A 14040-nucleotide genomic window follows, 5' to 3' on the forward strand; every position below is an offset into this window, starting at 1 on the left:
AGCGCCGGCAGGGCGCTCGGCGGGATCCCCTGACGAACGGAGTCCCACGTGATCGCCCCCATCGGGAAGTCCCCGATACCGGCGGCCGTCGACGACGCGGAGCTGATCGCGCGCTCGACGGCGGACCCCGAGCAGTTCGCGCACCTCTACGACCGGCACGCGCCGGAACTGCACCGGTACGTCGTACGCCGGCTCGGTGACGGCCTCGCCGACGACATCGTCGGCGAGACCTTCCTGATCGCCTTCCGGCGGCGGGCCGACTACGACACCGCCCGGCCGCAGGCCCGGCCGTGGCTGTACGGCATCGCCGCGAACCTGATCAGCAGGCACCGCAGGACCGAGCTGCGCGCCTACCGCGCGCTCGCCAGGACCGGCGTCGACCCGGTGGCCGAGTCCTACGCCGAGGCCGTCGAGGGCCAGATCAGCGCCCGGGCCGCCCGCGGCCCGCTGGCCGCCGCGCTGCGCGGGCTGTCGGACGCCGACCGGCACGTCCTGCTGCTGGTCGCCTGGGCCGACCTCTCCTACGACGAGGTCGCCGCCGCGCTCGGCATCCCGGTCGGCACCGTCCGCTCCCGGCTGCACCGGGCCCGCAAGAAGATGCGGGCCGCGCTCGGCGGCGTCAACCCCGCTGACGCCGTCGACTTCGTCGACCTCGCACTGACTCCCGCCCCCACCGAGGAGCACCGCCATGGATGAGCTGACCCAGCTCCGCGACCTGCGCGCGGACGCCCCCACCCCCGGCACCGCCCGGCTGGCCGCCGGCCGGTGGAAGGTGATGGCCGCGGCGGCGGCCGAGGCGGAGGGGCGCCCGGCCACGGCGCACCTGGCCGCCGCCCGCAGCCGCTTCGCACGGTCCACCTGGTACCCGGTGTCCTCCCGGGTCCGCCGCACGGTGCTGATCGCCGCCACGGCCGCGGCGGCGACCGCCGGCGTCCTCGTCGCGCAGCCGCGCCATCCGGCCGGCTCCGGTCCGGAGACGGTGGCGGCCGTCTTCGACGCGGCGGCGGCGAACGCGGCGAAGTCGGAGCTGGCCAGGCCCGCGCCCGACGAGTGGGTGCTGCACGACGACGCCGAGTGCTCGGCCGGCTGCGGCCTCAACCCGCAGTGGGTGCGCGGCGACGGCGAGAAGTGGGTGACGCCGAGCAGCTACGCGAACGGCAAGGTTTCCTTCAGGACCAGCGACACCGCGGACGTGTCAGCCGGCGGGAAGTGGACAGGCCCGCTCAGCGAGCCGAACGCCGACTGGAAGATGCGCTTCGACCCGGCCGGCACGTACGACGCGTTCTCGAAGCTGCCCACGGACCCGTCCGCGCTGCTGGGAACGCTGTCCACGGACCCGGCTTTCGTCGTCATCCCGACCGGTCCCCTCCAGGCTCGTGTCGCCCTACAGCGCGGTCCTGGACACAAAGTACCCGTGCCCGAATTCGGAGGCTCGCATTCCGTGAAGCCCGCGCTTATGCCGTGGATGACGCCGGGGGAACAGTTCGAGAACATTGTGCGGATCCTGCAAGACGCGGCGGTCATTCCCCCTAAAGTGAATGCCGCGCTCTACCGGGCGTTGGCGCTCATCCCCGGCACCGAACTGAGCACGGCGCCCACGAAGGATGCCCTGGGGCGGGTAAGCACGGCGATCCGGATCGAAACCACCCGCGTGATCGGGATCCCGAGGGTGGGCAAGCCCGGTTTCACCAAGTCCTCCACGCATTTCATCGACTACCTGTTCCTGAATCCCCTGACCTACGCCTACCAGGGCTATCGGCAGACCACCGCCGGCAAGGACGCCACGGATGACAGCTACGCCCGCAGGACGACGGCGATCGTGGCCGAGCCCGGCACCGTGCCCGGCGGCGCGCCCTGGCGGCCCTACAAGTACCCGGTGCGCTGACCGGGCCGCGCGGTCGAGGATCCGCGCGGGCCGATCGGACTCGTCGGCACGTCAGTTGTCGGAATCTTCGAAATCTACTTCGAACCTTCGAACGGATCTCTCATGAGCAGCAGCGCACCAGGGCCAGCCACGGCGGACGGGGAAGAGCTACTCCCCGCGCCCTCCAGCCTCGACCAGGTGAAGGGCTGGTTCTTCGCGGTCGACCAGTTGCTCTTCGACTGGTTCCTGACCCGGCAGAACAGCATGGCCGAACCCGGTGACGTGCTGGAAATGGGAGCCTACATGGGGAAGAGCGCGATCTTCACCGGCTCCTATCTGCGCCCTGGTGAGCGCTACACCGTCTGCGATCTTTTCGACGCGCCCGCCGAGGACTTCGCGAACCACGCCGAGATGACCAAGTCGTACTCCACGCTCACCCGGCGGGCGTTCGAGGCGAACTACCTGTCCTTCCACGACGAGCTGCCCGTCGTGCTCCAGGGCCTGTCCTCGATGGTGCCCGACCACGTGCGGTCCGACAGCTGCCGCTTCGTGCACGTGGACGCCTCGCACCTGTACGAGCACGTGCACGGGGACATCGGCACCGCCAGGTCGGTGCTCAAGCCGTACGGCGTCGTCGTCCTCGACGACTTCCGCGCCGAGCACTGTCCGGGGGTCGCCGCGGCCGCCTGGCAGGCGGTGACCAGCGGCGGCCTGCACATCCTGTGCATCACCGGCACCAAGCTCTACGGCACCTGGGGCGACCCGTCCCCGGTGCGCGAGGAGTTGAAGGCATGGCTGGAGAGCCGTGACGACCTGTGGCACGGCGTGGAGTCGGTCGCGGGCGAGACGCTGATCCGGATCAGCGGCAAGAAGGCGAAGTACCCGGCGCAGCCGCCGTCCCGGCACCCGGCGCCGGTGGCCGCGCCGAAGCCGGAGCCGGCCCCGGCTCCCGTACCGGCGGCCAAGAAGGCGGCGGCTAGCAGCCGGCCGCCGCTGCGCCGGTTCGCGGCGAACGTGCTGCCGCCGTTCATCACCAAGGCCGCGCTCTCCGCCACGAAGCGGCGGGACTAGCGACCGGGCGACTACCGGCGGCCAAGGGGGGCCGGGGGTGCGGCCCGCTCAGACCACCGGGCGGGCCTTCGCGTGCCGGCCGCGCTTCGGGGGACGGGCCAGCAGGCTGACCATCGCCGCGGCCGTGCCGAACGCGGTCGGCATGGTGGCCGCCGGGTAGCCGCCTTCGAGGATCGTGTACATCACCAGGCCACCGGTCAGGCCGCCCGCCGGGCCGGTGGCCAGCAGCAGCGCGTCCGCCGGGATGCGGCTGGGGAACAGCCTGGAGGCCGCGAAGGCGGCGGCGAGGCCGATGAGGGCGAAGAGAGCGGCTGCCACGAGCATCGTGATCCCTTCGGTGGCGGACGGGTGGAACCGGTCCGTACCTGTCCTACCCGCGGGATCCCGGGTGCAAAACGGCGGCGCTGATCAGGCCGGGCCGCCGGCGCCAGCCGGACCGCTCACCTCACCATCGGGCGCCGTCACGCGTCAGGGGCGGCAACCGGGAGCTGATCCCGGTTGCCGCCCCTGAACAGATGCGGGCAGCGCGTCCGCCGCGCAGTCTCAGAGCGCGGCGCCGAACCCGACCCGGCGGGTGGCCGGCTCACCGATCTCGACGTACGCGAGCCGGTCGGCGGGGATCAGGACCTTGCGGCCGTGCTCGTCCACCAGGGTCAGCAGCTTCGAGGTGCCGGTCAGGGCGTCGGAGACCGCCTTCTCGACCTCCGCCTCCGACTGCGAGCTCTCGATGTTGATCTCGCGCGGCGCGTGCTGCACGCCGATCTTGACCTCCACGGCTTGGATACCTCCGATGGTCTTGCGGTGTGCGCTGATCGCGCCGTACGCAGCAAAGACTAGCCCGGGGCGACCTGCCCCCATCGGCAGTCGGCCAACGCCGTGAGCGAACAGCCCGCTCAGCGCCGGGCGGTCGCTCGGCCGCTCAGTGGTGGCCCTCGGCGCCGTGCAGCGGGAAGCCGGCGATGCCGCGCCAGGCCAGCGAGGTCAGCAGCTGCACCGCGGTGTCCCGCGGCACGGTGCTCTTGGTGGCCAGCCAGTGCCGGGCCACGACCTGCGAGACGCCGCCGAGGCCGACGGCCAGCAGCATCGACTGGTCGGTGGCCAGCCCGGTGTCCTCGGCGATGACCGCGCTGATCGCCTCCGCGCACTCCAGCGAGACCTTGTCCACCCGCTCGCGGACGGCCGGCTCGTTGGTCAGGTCGGACTCGAAGACCAGCCGGAAGGCACCGCCCTCGTCCTCGACGTAGGCGAAGTACGCGTCCATCGTCGCCTCGACGCGCTTCTTGTTGTCCGTGGTGGACGCCAGCGCGCTGCGCACCGAGTGCAGCAGCGACTCGCAGTGCTGGTCGAGCAGTGCGAGGTAGAGCTCGAGCTTGCCGGGGAAGTGCTGGTAGAGCACCGGCTTGCTGACCCCGGCCCGCTCGGCGATGTCATCCATCGCCGCCGCGTGGTAGCCCTGCGCGACAAAGACCTCCTGGGCCGCGCCCAGGAGCTGTTCCCGCCGGGCCCTGCGGGGCAGTCGGGTGCCGCGCGGCCGGGCCTGAGTGTGCTCGATGGCTGTCACGCCGCCTCCCGAATGGACGTCTGCCGAATGGACGAAAAAAACTGCGGATGGCCATCGTACTTTTCGGTAACGACCTGCGCGCCGTACCGGCGCACATTGCCCCTTCTGACAACCTCCTGAGCTCCGGATACGTTCCGGAATCTCAGCGATAGTCCTCTTCGTCCAGTGGTACGGCCTTCCGCTGCTCGACGGCGTCGGCCTCCGGAGTCTCCAGCGGCACCGCTGCTCCGGCCTCCTGGGCGTCCTGGTCCTCGTCGGCGTCCGCGTCCGTCACGGGCTCCGCCCCGGGGTCCACCTGCGCCTCCCGATCCACCCGTGTGACCTCGTCGGACATGGCCGCTCCTCTCGTCGTCCCCCGCCGTTCCCCTGCCCTTCTTCTCACCGCTTGTGGCGCCGAACACACAATCGCACGCGTGATCGTCTCGTAACATCGATCCATGGCCTCGACCGATGCTCCCCAGACGGCCGTACAGCCGGCGGCCGTCCCTCCGACGGGACCGGTGCTCGGCACCGGCGAAACGGCCCGCACCGTGGCGCTGCCGGGGTACAGCCTGCTGGTCAGGGAGGCGGAGCCGAGAGGTGCCGACCTGCCGCCAGCGGTGTTCGTCCACGGCCTCGGCGGCTCCTCGCAGAACTGGTCGGTGCTGATGGCCAAGCTCGCCGACCGGGTCGCGGGCCAGGCACCCGACCTGCCCGGTTTCGGGCACTCGCCGCCACCGGACGACGGGAACTACACACTGGCCGGCCACGCTCGCGCGGTTATCAGGCTACTCGACGCCGAGGCCCGCGGCCCGGTGCACCTGTTCGGCAACTCGATGGGCGGCGCCGTCGTCGTCAAGGTCGCCGCGGCCCGCCCCGACCTGGTCCGCACCCTCACGCTGATCTCGCCCGCGCTGCCCGAGGTGCCGCCGCAGCGCACCGCCGTGCCGACGGCGCTGATCTCGGTGCCCGGCATCCCGGCGCTGTACCTGCGGGCCACCCGCGACTGGCCGGCCGAGCGCCGCACCAGGGAACTGCTGCTGCTGTGCTACGGCGACCCGGACTCGGTCAGCGAGCCGGTGCGCGCGGCCGCCGCCGCCGAGTACCGCCGCCGTCTTGAGCTGCCGTACTTCTGGGACTCGCTGGTCCGCTCCACCCGCGGCATCGTGAACGCCTACACTCTGGGCGGCCAGCACTCACTGTGGCGGCAGGCCGAGCGGGTGCTCGCGCCGACGCTGCTGGTGTACGGCGGCCGGGACCGGCTGGTCTCGGTCAAGGTCGCCCGGCGCGCTACCAGGACGTTCCGGGACAACCGGCTGTTGACCATCCCCGACAGCGGTCATGTGGCCATGATGGAACACCCGGAACTGGTCGCCCGGGCCTTTCGCGACCTGCTGGACGACGTGCGGTACGAAGAGGACCGCCACACGGGTACGGGTACGGGTTCGAGCACCAGCACGGGTTCAAGTCCGAGTCCGACGAGCGCTGCGGCGACCGGGAGCTGATCGAGGACGTGGGCAAGCACAGTTCGCGGGGCGGGCAGGACGACCGGGACAACCGCATACCGGGCCCGGGCGACTCCCTGGGCGGGCCCGGCAGGCCCGTTCCCGCGGGCTCGCCCGGCACCGGGCGCAGGCGGCGCGGCCCCGGCGGGACCGTCGGCGGCTACGGTGACGAGCTCGACGACGGCTTCGGCGACGCTTTCGGTGACGGCTTCGGCGGCGACCCTTATCTCGACTCCGGCGGCTTCCCCGTCGTCCGGCCGCCCGACCTCGCGGGACCGCCGCAGACCCACCCCGAGCACCGCGAGCACGGCGCCTGGGGCGGGGCGGGCGGCTGGCCAAGGGACGGCGGGTCGCGGTACGGCACGGCGCCGTACCCGCGCGAGCTGACCTTCGACCCGGTGGAGGAGTGGGCCGAGGACTGGGCCGAGCACGACGAGGCGTCCGCCCGGCGGGCCTCGCTCGGCGGGATGATCGGGGTCGGGGCGCTCGGCACCGGGGCTGGTGCCGGTGTCCAGGGCGGGTCGCACGGCCGGCAGCCGCCGCAGGCGTCCGGGCCGCGGATGATTCCGCGGCCACGGCAGGAGTTCGTGGACGCGTTCGCCGATCCGCCGGTCGAGTCGCCCGGGGCTCCGGCGCGGGAGGCCGAGCCGGCCGAGGCCGCCGCGCCGACCGCGGTCAGCGCCGGCGGTGCAGGCGGTGCCGGCGGCAAGCCGACGGGCGCAAAGCCGGTTAGCGGCAAGGCAAGGCCGGGCAGGGGCCGCGCGATCAGCGGGGTGGCCGCCGCCGCGGTCGTCACCGTGCTCGCCGTGGTCGCCGTCGGGCAGCTGGCGGGCGGCAAGAAGCACGACGATCCCGACTCCAAGGACCCGGCCGGCCGCTCCACCGCCGACGAGTCCGGGCAGACCGCCCCCGCCCCGCCGCCGGCCGGCACCCCGGTGGTGAGCACCCCGGCGGTCACGGCCACGGCCGCGACCTACGACCAGCTGATGGACCGGCAGTATCCGCTGGGCGCCGATCTGGCGCTGTCCGGCGCCTTCCACACGGTGCCCGGCCACCAGCCCGCTCCCGGGCACGGCAAGGTGATGCGCTTCCGGGTGGACGTCGAGCAGGGACTGCCGCTGGACACCGGCCTGTTCACCGAGACCGTCTTCAAGACGCTCAACGACAGCCGCAGTTGGGGCCACGGCGGCACCATGACGTTCGAGCGGGTGTCGTCCGGCCCGGCTGACATCGTCGTCACGCTCGCCAGCCCCGGCACCACCGCGAAGTGGTGCGCCAAGTCCGGCCTCGACACGACCGTCGACAACGTCTCGTGCGACGCCGCGTCCACCCCGCGCACCATGATCAACGCCTACCGCTGGGCGCAGGGCGCGACCACGTTCGGGCCCGGGCGGATGCACGAGTACCGGCAGATGCTGATCAACCACGAGGTAGGGCACCGGCTCGGGCACAACCACGTGGGCTGCCCCAAGGCGGGCGCGCCGGCCCCGGTGATGATGCAGCAGACCAAGTTCCTGTCGCTGGACGGCGGTCCGACCTGCAAGCCGAACGCCTGGCCGTTCCCGTAGGGCCTGTCGGTCTGTCTGGCCTGGCCCCCGCCGTTTCCGGCGTCGGAGCGTGACGGTGAGCGCACCTTAGGCGACATCAACGCGCGGTCGTGGGAGAAGTTACGACCGTTCACCCCTTTTGGTGGTGCGACGGACAACCGTCCGTCGCGGCCCCGCCCTACCGGCATACCGTCGATGACGCCGGTGGACGCGACTGCGAAGCGCGTTCGCCGCCGGCCGCATCCGTAGCCGTATCCGAATTCCGGCAGAGCGAGAGGGGGCGTACAGGTGCGTATCGCATTGCTCACCGAGGGTGGTTACCCATACGCGCGGGGTGAAGGGGGCGCGTGGTGCGACCGGCTCGTGCGCGGGCTCGCCCACCACGAGTTCGACGTGTACGCGCTGAGCCGGTCGCCGCGGACCGAGGCGGGCGGCCGGGTGGACCCGCCGCCGCAGGTGCGGCGGGTACGGGCGGAGCGGCTCTGGGGGGAGCCGCCGGCCGGCTCCGCACCGGCGGCCCGGATCGGCCGGGCGGCCCGGCGGGTCCGGCGTGCGGCGTTCCGCGGGCACTTCACGGAGTTCGCGGCCGGGCTGGCCGGCGGCGCGGGACTGAGCGCCGACGACCGCGGTGACCGGTTCGCCGCCGGGCTCTACGGGCTCGCCGAGCTGGCCGCCGAGCACGGCGGGCTGCCGGAGCTGCTGCGCGGCGAGGACGCGCTGGCCGCGCTGGAGGCGGCCTGCCGGGCGCCCGGCGTGCGCCCGCTGCTCGGTGACATCGTGGTCACCGAACTGGTCGCCGCCGCCGAGCTGTTGGAACGGCAGCTGAGACCGCTGTCCATGCCGTGGTACGGGCCGGGGGAGCTGGGCGAGGCCGATCTGTGCCATGCCGTCTCCGGCGGGCCGGCCGCGCTGCCCGGTCTTCTGGCCAAACGGTTCTGCGGAACGCCGCTGATCGTCACCGAGTACACCGTCAGGGCCCGGGAGGCGCTGCTCGCGCACCGCGCGGCCGGCCTCGCCCCGGCCGTCCGGATGCTGCTCGGCGACTACCACCGGCTGCTCGCCGGGGAGAGCTACCGGGCCGCCGCGCTCGTCACGCCCGGGTCCACGCATGTGCGCCGCTGGCAGCAGCGGTGCGGGGCGTCGCGGGAGCGGATGCGGACGATCCACCCCGGGATCGACGCGGCCCGGTTCGCCCGGGCGGGCGAGGCCGCCGAGGCGGAGGCGAGCGCGCCCGCCGCGCACGCCGACCCCACGGTGGCCTGGGTCGGACGGATCGACCCCGGCAAGGACCTGATGGCGCTGCTGCACGCCTTCCACGCGATACGGCAGGAGGAGCCGCAGGCGCGGTTGCGGATCTTCCACCTGCGGGTGGTGGACGAACGGGCGGCCGGCTACCTCGGCCACTGCCGGGCGCTGGCCGCGCAACTCTTCCCCGACGAGGCGGCCGACGCGCACGCGGTGGGGGAGAGCCCGGTGACGTTCGAGGAGATCGGGTCGCCCGGGGCGCCGGAGCCGGCGGACGCTTATGCGGCGGGGGATGTGGTGCTGCTGTCGAGCAGCGCGGAAGGGTTTCCGCTGAGCCTGGTGGAGGCGATGTTCTGCGGGCGGCCGACGGTTTCCACGGATGTCGGGGCGGTGCGGGAGGTGATCGGCGGGACGGGTCTGGTCGTGCCGCCGCGCAACCCGAAGGCGCTGGCGGAGGCGGCTCTCGATCTTCTGCGCGGGCCCGAGCGGGCGGCGCGGCTGGGGGCGGCGGCCCGGGAGCGGGCGCTCGCGCTCTTCACGGTGTCCCGGTGTGTGGACGCTTTCCGGGAGAGCTACCTCGACGTGGTCGCGCACCACCCGGTCCGCCGCGAGCCCCTGTTGGACGCGGCGGGCGACCCGCGTCCCTTCACGACCCCCCCGGAGTCCCTTTCCCCCACCCGCCTGGCCCCCACCCCACCTCGTCCCCCGTGGTCCCGCACCCCCCTCCCGGCGGCCTCCCCGGCAGGAGGCCCCCGCTGATGACTTCCCGCTGGCCGCTGCCCCCCGAAGACCCCGCCCCTGCCGGCCGCCCCCTGCCGAGCCCGGACCTGCCCCCCGGCGGTCGGCTCCCCACGCCCCTGACGGGGCCCGCCGGGGCGAACCATGACCCGGACGCCGAACGCGCCCCCGCAGGGGCGCGGGGAACTGCGCGCTCAGCCGGTGACGGCGGTCAGGTCGTCAGCGACCTTCGGGGGCAGTTGCTGCCGGAGCCGGGCCCCGGGTCAGCGCCCGAAGGGGCGCGGGGAACTGCGCGCTCAGCCAGTGACGGCGGTCAGCGTGTCACCGGGCCCGGGGGGCTGGGGCTTGGGGAGGCGGGCCGCCGGGGCGCGCAGGGGGCGGGGCGGCAGGAGCGGGAGCGGAAGCGGCGGCGGGGGGCGGCGGATCCGGTGGTGGGGGTGATGCACCGGCATCAAGGGCTGATCGCCGGGGCCGTCGACGAGTGGGAGATAGCCGCCGGGCTGGAAGCCCGTGGGGTCACCGACGGAGTGGCGCACCGGCTGCGCCACCGGGACGTGTTCGGGCTCGCCGAGGAGCTGTACGCCCGGGTGCCGCGGGCCGTGCGCCGCGAGACCGGGGCGCAGGAGCCGCGCGAGCGCGGGCGGCTACCGGGCCGGACGGCCGCCCTGCACGTGCTGCCCGGAGCCCTGTGCGCCGTCGCCGCCGCGACCGCCCCCGCCGTGCTCGCCGCCTTCGTGGCCCTCGCCCTGTGGGCGGCGCTGCGCGACGGCCCGCTCCGCGTGACCCGCGCGGGAGGCGCCACCCCCTGGACGTACGGCCTGATCGGCTTCGCCCTGTTCGGCCCGCAGACCCTCACCGCCCTCGCCGGCGACGGCCGCTTCGACGCGACCGCGGCCACCGCCACCTTCACCGCGCTGCTGCTCAGCCTGGCCCCCGCGGCCTACTGCGCGCACTGGTTCGCCGTCCGCTCCCGCGCCCAGCTCGCGCCCAGCCACAGCCTGTCCGACTTCGCCGACGCCGTCCGGCCACGGCTGGCCGCCGCCCTCGCCGGCTACGTCCTGGCCCTCGTCGGCCTGCTGCGCGCCGCCACCGCGCTGGCGGGCCCGGCCCCGATCGCCGGCCCCGCGGCCCTGGGCGCGCTGCTCTTCGCCGCCCGCCTGCTGGCCGTGCACGGCCACCCCCGCCGGGCCGCGGCCGGCCTCGCCGCGGCCTGCGCTGCCGAGCTGCTGACCCTCGCCGCCGCCCCCGCGCACCTCGCCCCGCCCGGCAGCAGCACAGAAACGATCATCTGCGCGGTCGCCGCCCTGGCCCTCACCGCCCAGTCCTTCCGCACCCTCGCCCAAGCCTCCGCCCACCGGCCGGCCGGCGAGGCGCGGCACAACCGACTTCGTACCACCGAGCAGGAGAACCTCCGTTGATCACGCACCGACTTCCCCCGTCCGCCCGCCGCAGGCGTGGAGGCCACCGATGAGAGTGCTGCTGCTGGGAGCCGACGGCTTCCTTGGCCGGCATGTCGCCGAACGCCTGCTGGCCGACCCGGCCGTGCAGTTGACCGCGCTCGGCAGGAGCGACGACGCCGACGTGCGGTTCGACCTGTCCAACGGCGCCCCGGGCGTCCTGGCCCGGTTCCTGGACGCCGTGCACCCCGGCGTGGTGATCAACTGCGCCGGCGCCACCCGGGGCGGCGCCCGCGACCTGACCCGGCAGAACACCGTCGCCGTCGCCACCGTCTGCGAGGCGCTGCGCCGCAGCTCGGTCGCCGCCCGGCTGGTGCAGCTCGGCTGCGGCTCGGAGTACGGGATGTCGCCGGCCGGCTCGTCCACCGGCGAGGACGCGGTGCCGCGGCCCGGCGGCCCGTACGGCGTGAGCAAGCTCGCCGCCACCGAGCTGGTGCTCAGCTCGGGTCTGGACGCCGTGGTGCTGCGGGTGTTCAGCCCGGTCGGGCCGGGCACCCCGACCGGCTCGCCGATGGGCCGGGTCGCGGAGGCGCTGCGCCGCGCGATGCAGAACGGCGAGTCCGAGCTGCGGCTCGGCGGCCTCACCGTGCAGCGCGACTTCGTGGACGCCCGCGACGTGGCCCGTGCCGTGCACGCCGCCTCGCTGTCGGCCGCGCAGGGCGTGGTGAACATCGGCAGCGGCCGGGCGGTGCGCATGCGGGACATGGCCGGCGCCCTCGCGCACGTCGCCGGCTTCGAGGGCGTGGTCGTCGAGATGGACGAGCCGCCGGCCGGCACCGCGCCGCCGCCGTACCCGGACGGCTGCGGCCTGTGGCAGCAGGCCGACGTGCGCACCGCCCGCGACCGGCTCGGCTGGCGGCCCAGGATCGGCCTGGAGGAGTCGCTCGCCGATGTGTGGATGGAGGCGGCATGCCGCGTCTGATCCGGCACACCTCCGCGCCCGTCCGCGGCGGCCCTGCCACGTCCCGTACCAACCTCCGCGCCGGTCTCGGCTTCGGCGTCCCGCCGCTGGCGCATCCGCTGGTCGCGCCCGCCGAGTGGGCCGAACTGGCCCGCCCGGGAGCGCCGTTGCACTGGGCCGCCTTCGACGTGGCGCGCGGGCCCGGCAGCCGGGCCGACCCGCTGTACGCGGAGATCGTCGGCCGCGTCCGTGAGAACGGCGTCCCGGTCCTCGGACTGCTGGACACCGCGCACGGCGCCCGCCCGTTCGCCGAGCTGGTCTCGGACGCCTCCCGCTACCTGGACTGGTACCGGGTGGACGGCTTCTACCTGGACCGGGCCCCCACCGGCCAGGCCGAGGCCGACGAGTGCAGCCGTACAGTGCTCACCCTGCGCGCGCTGCTCGGCGGCGGCCCGGACAAAGGCCCAGGCCAGGGCCCGGACAAAGGCCCAAGCCAAGGCTCGGGCAACGGCATCCTCGTACTGAACCCCGGCGTCTACCCGCACCCCGACTACGCCGGACTCGCCGACCAGCTGGTCGCCTTCAACGGCCCCTGGAACCGTTACCGCTGGTCGGAGGCCCCGCAGTGGACGGCGGGTCATCCGCAGGACCGGTTCGTCCACCTCGTGCACGGCCTGCCCCGGGTGCACCTGGAGACCGCGCTGCGGATCGCCCGCTGGCAGGGCGCCGGCACCCTGTGGCTGACCGACCGGGACGACTCCGACCCGTGGGCCGGGCTGCCCGGCTATTGGCCCGAAGTCGTACGAAAGGTGCGAAAGCCGCCGCCGCCCAGCATGTGACCGCCTGACGTCTCGGTCCTCGGACCGGGTGTCTTGGAATGAAGACCGCCGTGGCATCGTTGCAGGGAAAGCGTGTACGACCACGCACTTCTCTGATGACCCGACCAACCGTATTGCTGAGGTCTCTGTGTCGCTGCCACCCCTGGTCGAGCCGGCCGCCGAGCTCACCGTTGACGAGGTCCGCAGGTATTCGCGTCACCTGATCATCCCCGATGTGGGCATGGACGGGCAGAAGCGGCTGAAGAACGCCAAGGTGCTGTGTGTCGGCGCCGGCGGCCTCGGCTCGCCGGCCCTGATGTACCTGGCCGCCGCCGGTGTCGGCACGCTCGGCATCGTGGAGTTCGACGAGGTCGACGAGTCGAACCTGCAGCGTCAGATCATCCACAGCCAGGCCGACATCGGCCGCTCCAAGGCGCAGTCCGCCCGCGACTCCGTACTGGGCATCAACCCGTACGTGAACGTGGTGCTGCACGAGGAGCGGCTCGAGGCCGAGAACGTGATGGAGATCTTCGCGCAGTACGACCTCATCGTCGACGGCACGGACAACTTCGCCACCCGCTACCTGGTCAACGACGCCTGCGTGCTGCTGGACAAGCCGTACGTGTGGGGCTCGATCTACCGCTTCGACGGCCAGGCCTCGGTGTTCTGGTCCGAGCACGGACCGTGCTACCGCTGCCTCTACCCGGAGCCGCCGCCCCCCGGCATGGTCCCGTCCTGCGCCGAGGGCGGCGTCCTCGGCGTGCTGTGCGCCTCGATCGGCGCGATCCAGGTCACCGAGGCGATCAAGCTGCTGGCCGGCATCGGCGACCCGCTGGTCGGCCGGCTGATGATCTACGACGCCCTGGAGATGCAGTACCGCCAGGTCAAGGTCCGCAAGGACCCCGACTGCGCGGTCTGCGGCGAGCACCCGACGGTCACCGAGCTGATCGACTACGAGGCGTTCTGCGGTGTGGTCTCCGAGGAGGCACAGGAGGCCGCGGCCGGCTCCACGATCACTCCCAAGCAGCTCAAGGAGTGGATCGACGACGGCGAGAACATCGAGATCATCGATGTCCGGGAGCCGAACGAGTACGAGATCGTCTCGATCCCGGGCGCCAAGCTGATCCCGAAGAACGAGTTCATCATGGGCTCGGCGCTGGCCTCGCTGCCGCAGGACAAGCGGATCGTCCTGCACTGCAAGACGGGTGTCCGCAGTGCGGAAGTGCTCGCCGTGCTGAAGTCCGCAGGCTTCTCGGACGCGGTGCACGTGGGCGGCGGCGTGATCGGCTGGGTCAACACGATCGAGCCGGACAAGCCGATCTACTAGCCGCGGATGTGGACGCAGGCGCAGATC

14 protein-coding genes are annotated in these 14040 nt (G+C 73.5%); 10 read left to right on the forward strand and 4 right to left on the reverse strand.

What is annotated here, in order from left to right; all coding sequences use genetic code 11:
- Nucleotides 1-48 precede the first annotated feature (48 nt).
- From ACQPW6_RS27115 to ACQPW6_RS27125, 3 genes are all read left to right on the forward strand, one after another.
- Nucleotides 49-696 (forward strand): RNA polymerase sigma factor, encoded by a 648-nt coding sequence (locus ACQPW6_RS27115; RefSeq protein ID WP_433892294.1) that lies wholly within the window; start codon nucleotides 49-51, stop codon nucleotides 694-696.
- Complete coding sequence (locus ACQPW6_RS27120; RefSeq protein WP_433892295.1) at nucleotides 689-1885, forward strand: hypothetical protein; 1197 nt, start codon at nucleotides 689-691, stop codon at nucleotides 1883-1885. Before ACQPW6_RS27115 ends, ACQPW6_RS27120 begins: the two co-directional genes overlap by 8 nt.
- A gap of 102 nt (nucleotides 1886-1987) precedes the next feature.
- Nucleotides 1988-2935, forward strand: coding sequence for a class I SAM-dependent methyltransferase (locus ACQPW6_RS27125; RefSeq protein WP_433892297.1), 948 nt, complete (start codon nucleotides 1988-1990; stop codon nucleotides 2933-2935).
- Nucleotides 2936-2983: 48 nt separating this feature from the next.
- On the opposite strand, the gene ACQPW6_RS27130 is transcribed toward ACQPW6_RS27125, so the two are convergent.
- The 4 genes from ACQPW6_RS27130 to ACQPW6_RS27145 all read right to left on the reverse strand — a co-directional run bounded on the left by ACQPW6_RS27130 (nucleotide 2984) and on the right by ACQPW6_RS27145 (nucleotide 4830).
- Nucleotides 2984-3253: a hypothetical protein gene (locus ACQPW6_RS27130; protein WP_433892298.1), complete on the reverse strand. Its 270-nt coding sequence runs from the start codon at nucleotides 3251-3253 to the stop codon at nucleotides 2984-2986.
- Between the two features lie 225 nt (nucleotides 3254-3478).
- Nucleotides 3479-3709: a DUF3107 domain-containing protein gene (locus ACQPW6_RS27135; protein WP_433892299.1), complete on the reverse strand. Its 231-nt coding sequence runs from the start codon at nucleotides 3707-3709 to the stop codon at nucleotides 3479-3481.
- Nucleotides 3710-3854: 145 nt separating this feature from the next.
- Nucleotides 3855-4496 (reverse strand): TetR/AcrR family transcriptional regulator, encoded by a 642-nt coding sequence (locus tag ACQPW6_RS27140; protein ID WP_433892300.1) that lies wholly within the window; start codon nucleotides 4494-4496, stop codon nucleotides 3855-3857.
- A gap of 142 nt (nucleotides 4497-4638) precedes the next feature.
- Nucleotides 4639-4830 (reverse strand): hypothetical protein, encoded by a 192-nt coding sequence (locus ACQPW6_RS27145; protein ID WP_433892301.1) that lies wholly within the window; start codon nucleotides 4828-4830, stop codon nucleotides 4639-4641.
- Nucleotides 4831-4933: 103 nt separating this feature from the next.
- Here ACQPW6_RS27145 and ACQPW6_RS27150 point away from each other — a divergent pair, with 103 nt between their 5' ends.
- The 7 genes from ACQPW6_RS27150 to moeZ all read left to right on the forward strand — a co-directional run bounded on the left by ACQPW6_RS27150 (nucleotide 4934) and on the right by moeZ (nucleotide 14013).
- Nucleotides 4934-5980 carry an alpha/beta fold hydrolase gene (locus ACQPW6_RS27150; RefSeq protein ID WP_433892302.1) on the forward strand — a complete coding sequence of 349 codons (1047 nt, stop codon included), beginning with the start codon at nucleotides 4934-4936 and terminating at the stop codon, nucleotides 5978-5980.
- A gap of 8 nt (nucleotides 5981-5988) precedes the next feature.
- On the forward strand, nucleotides 5989-7548 hold the full coding sequence (locus ACQPW6_RS27155; RefSeq protein WP_433892303.1) for a DUF3152 domain-containing protein: 1560 nt from the start codon (nucleotides 5989-5991) through the stop codon (nucleotides 7546-7548).
- Nucleotides 7549-7815: 267 nt separating this feature from the next.
- Nucleotides 7816-9531, forward strand: coding sequence for a DUF3492 domain-containing protein (locus ACQPW6_RS27160; protein ID WP_433892304.1), 1716 nt, complete (start codon nucleotides 7816-7818; stop codon nucleotides 9529-9531).
- Nucleotides 9532-9950: 419 nt separating this feature from the next.
- Complete coding sequence (locus tag ACQPW6_RS27165) at nucleotides 9951-10928, forward strand: hypothetical protein (protein WP_433892305.1); 978 nt, start codon at nucleotides 9951-9953, stop codon at nucleotides 10926-10928.
- Between the two features lie 49 nt (nucleotides 10929-10977).
- On the forward strand, nucleotides 10978-11889 hold the full coding sequence (locus ACQPW6_RS27170) for an NAD-dependent epimerase/dehydratase family protein (protein WP_433892306.1): 912 nt from the start codon (nucleotides 10978-10980) through the stop codon (nucleotides 11887-11889).
- Nucleotides 11877-12707, forward strand: a complete 831-nt coding sequence (locus ACQPW6_RS27175) for a spherulation-specific family 4 protein (protein WP_433892307.1) — start codon at nucleotides 11877-11879, stop codon at nucleotides 12705-12707. The genes ACQPW6_RS27170 and ACQPW6_RS27175 overlap by 13 nt, the downstream gene beginning before the upstream one ends.
- Nucleotides 12708-12834: 127 nt before the next feature.
- Nucleotides 12835-14013, forward strand: a complete 1179-nt coding sequence (gene moeZ / locus ACQPW6_RS27180) for an adenylyltransferase/sulfurtransferase MoeZ (protein ID WP_433892308.1) — start codon at nucleotides 12835-12837, stop codon at nucleotides 14011-14013.
- The last annotated feature ends 27 nt before the right edge of the window (nucleotides 14014-14040 follow it).

The sequence above is a fragment of the Streptomyces sp. CA-111067 genome (genome assembly GCF_050956065.1).
In the GTDB taxonomy this organism is placed as follows: domain Bacteria; phylum Actinomycetota; class Actinomycetes; order Streptomycetales; family Streptomycetaceae; genus Actinacidiphila.

Coding starts and splice junctions, on each gene's coding strand:
- ACQPW6_RS27145 (WP_433892301.1), bottom strand. CDS start 4,830: ATGTCCGACGAGGTCACACGGGTGGATCGGGAGGCGCAGGTGGACCCC.
- ACQPW6_RS27120 (WP_433892295.1), top strand. CDS start 689: ATGGATGAGCTGACCCAGCTCCGCGACCTGCGCGCGGACGCCCCCACC.
- ACQPW6_RS27175 (WP_433892307.1), top strand. CDS start 11,877: ATGCCGCGTCTGATCCGGCACACCTCCGCGCCCGTCCGCGGCGGCCCT.
- ACQPW6_RS27150 (WP_433892302.1), top strand. CDS start 4,934: ATGGCCTCGACCGATGCTCCCCAGACGGCCGTACAGCCGGCGGCCGTC.
- ACQPW6_RS27165 (WP_433892305.1), top strand. CDS start 9,951: ATGCACCGGCATCAAGGGCTGATCGCCGGGGCCGTCGACGAGTGGGAG.
- ACQPW6_RS27170 (WP_433892306.1), top strand. CDS start 10,978: ATGAGAGTGCTGCTGCTGGGAGCCGACGGCTTCCTTGGCCGGCATGTC.
- ACQPW6_RS27125 (WP_433892297.1), top strand. CDS start 1,988: ATGAGCAGCAGCGCACCAGGGCCAGCCACGGCGGACGGGGAAGAGCTA.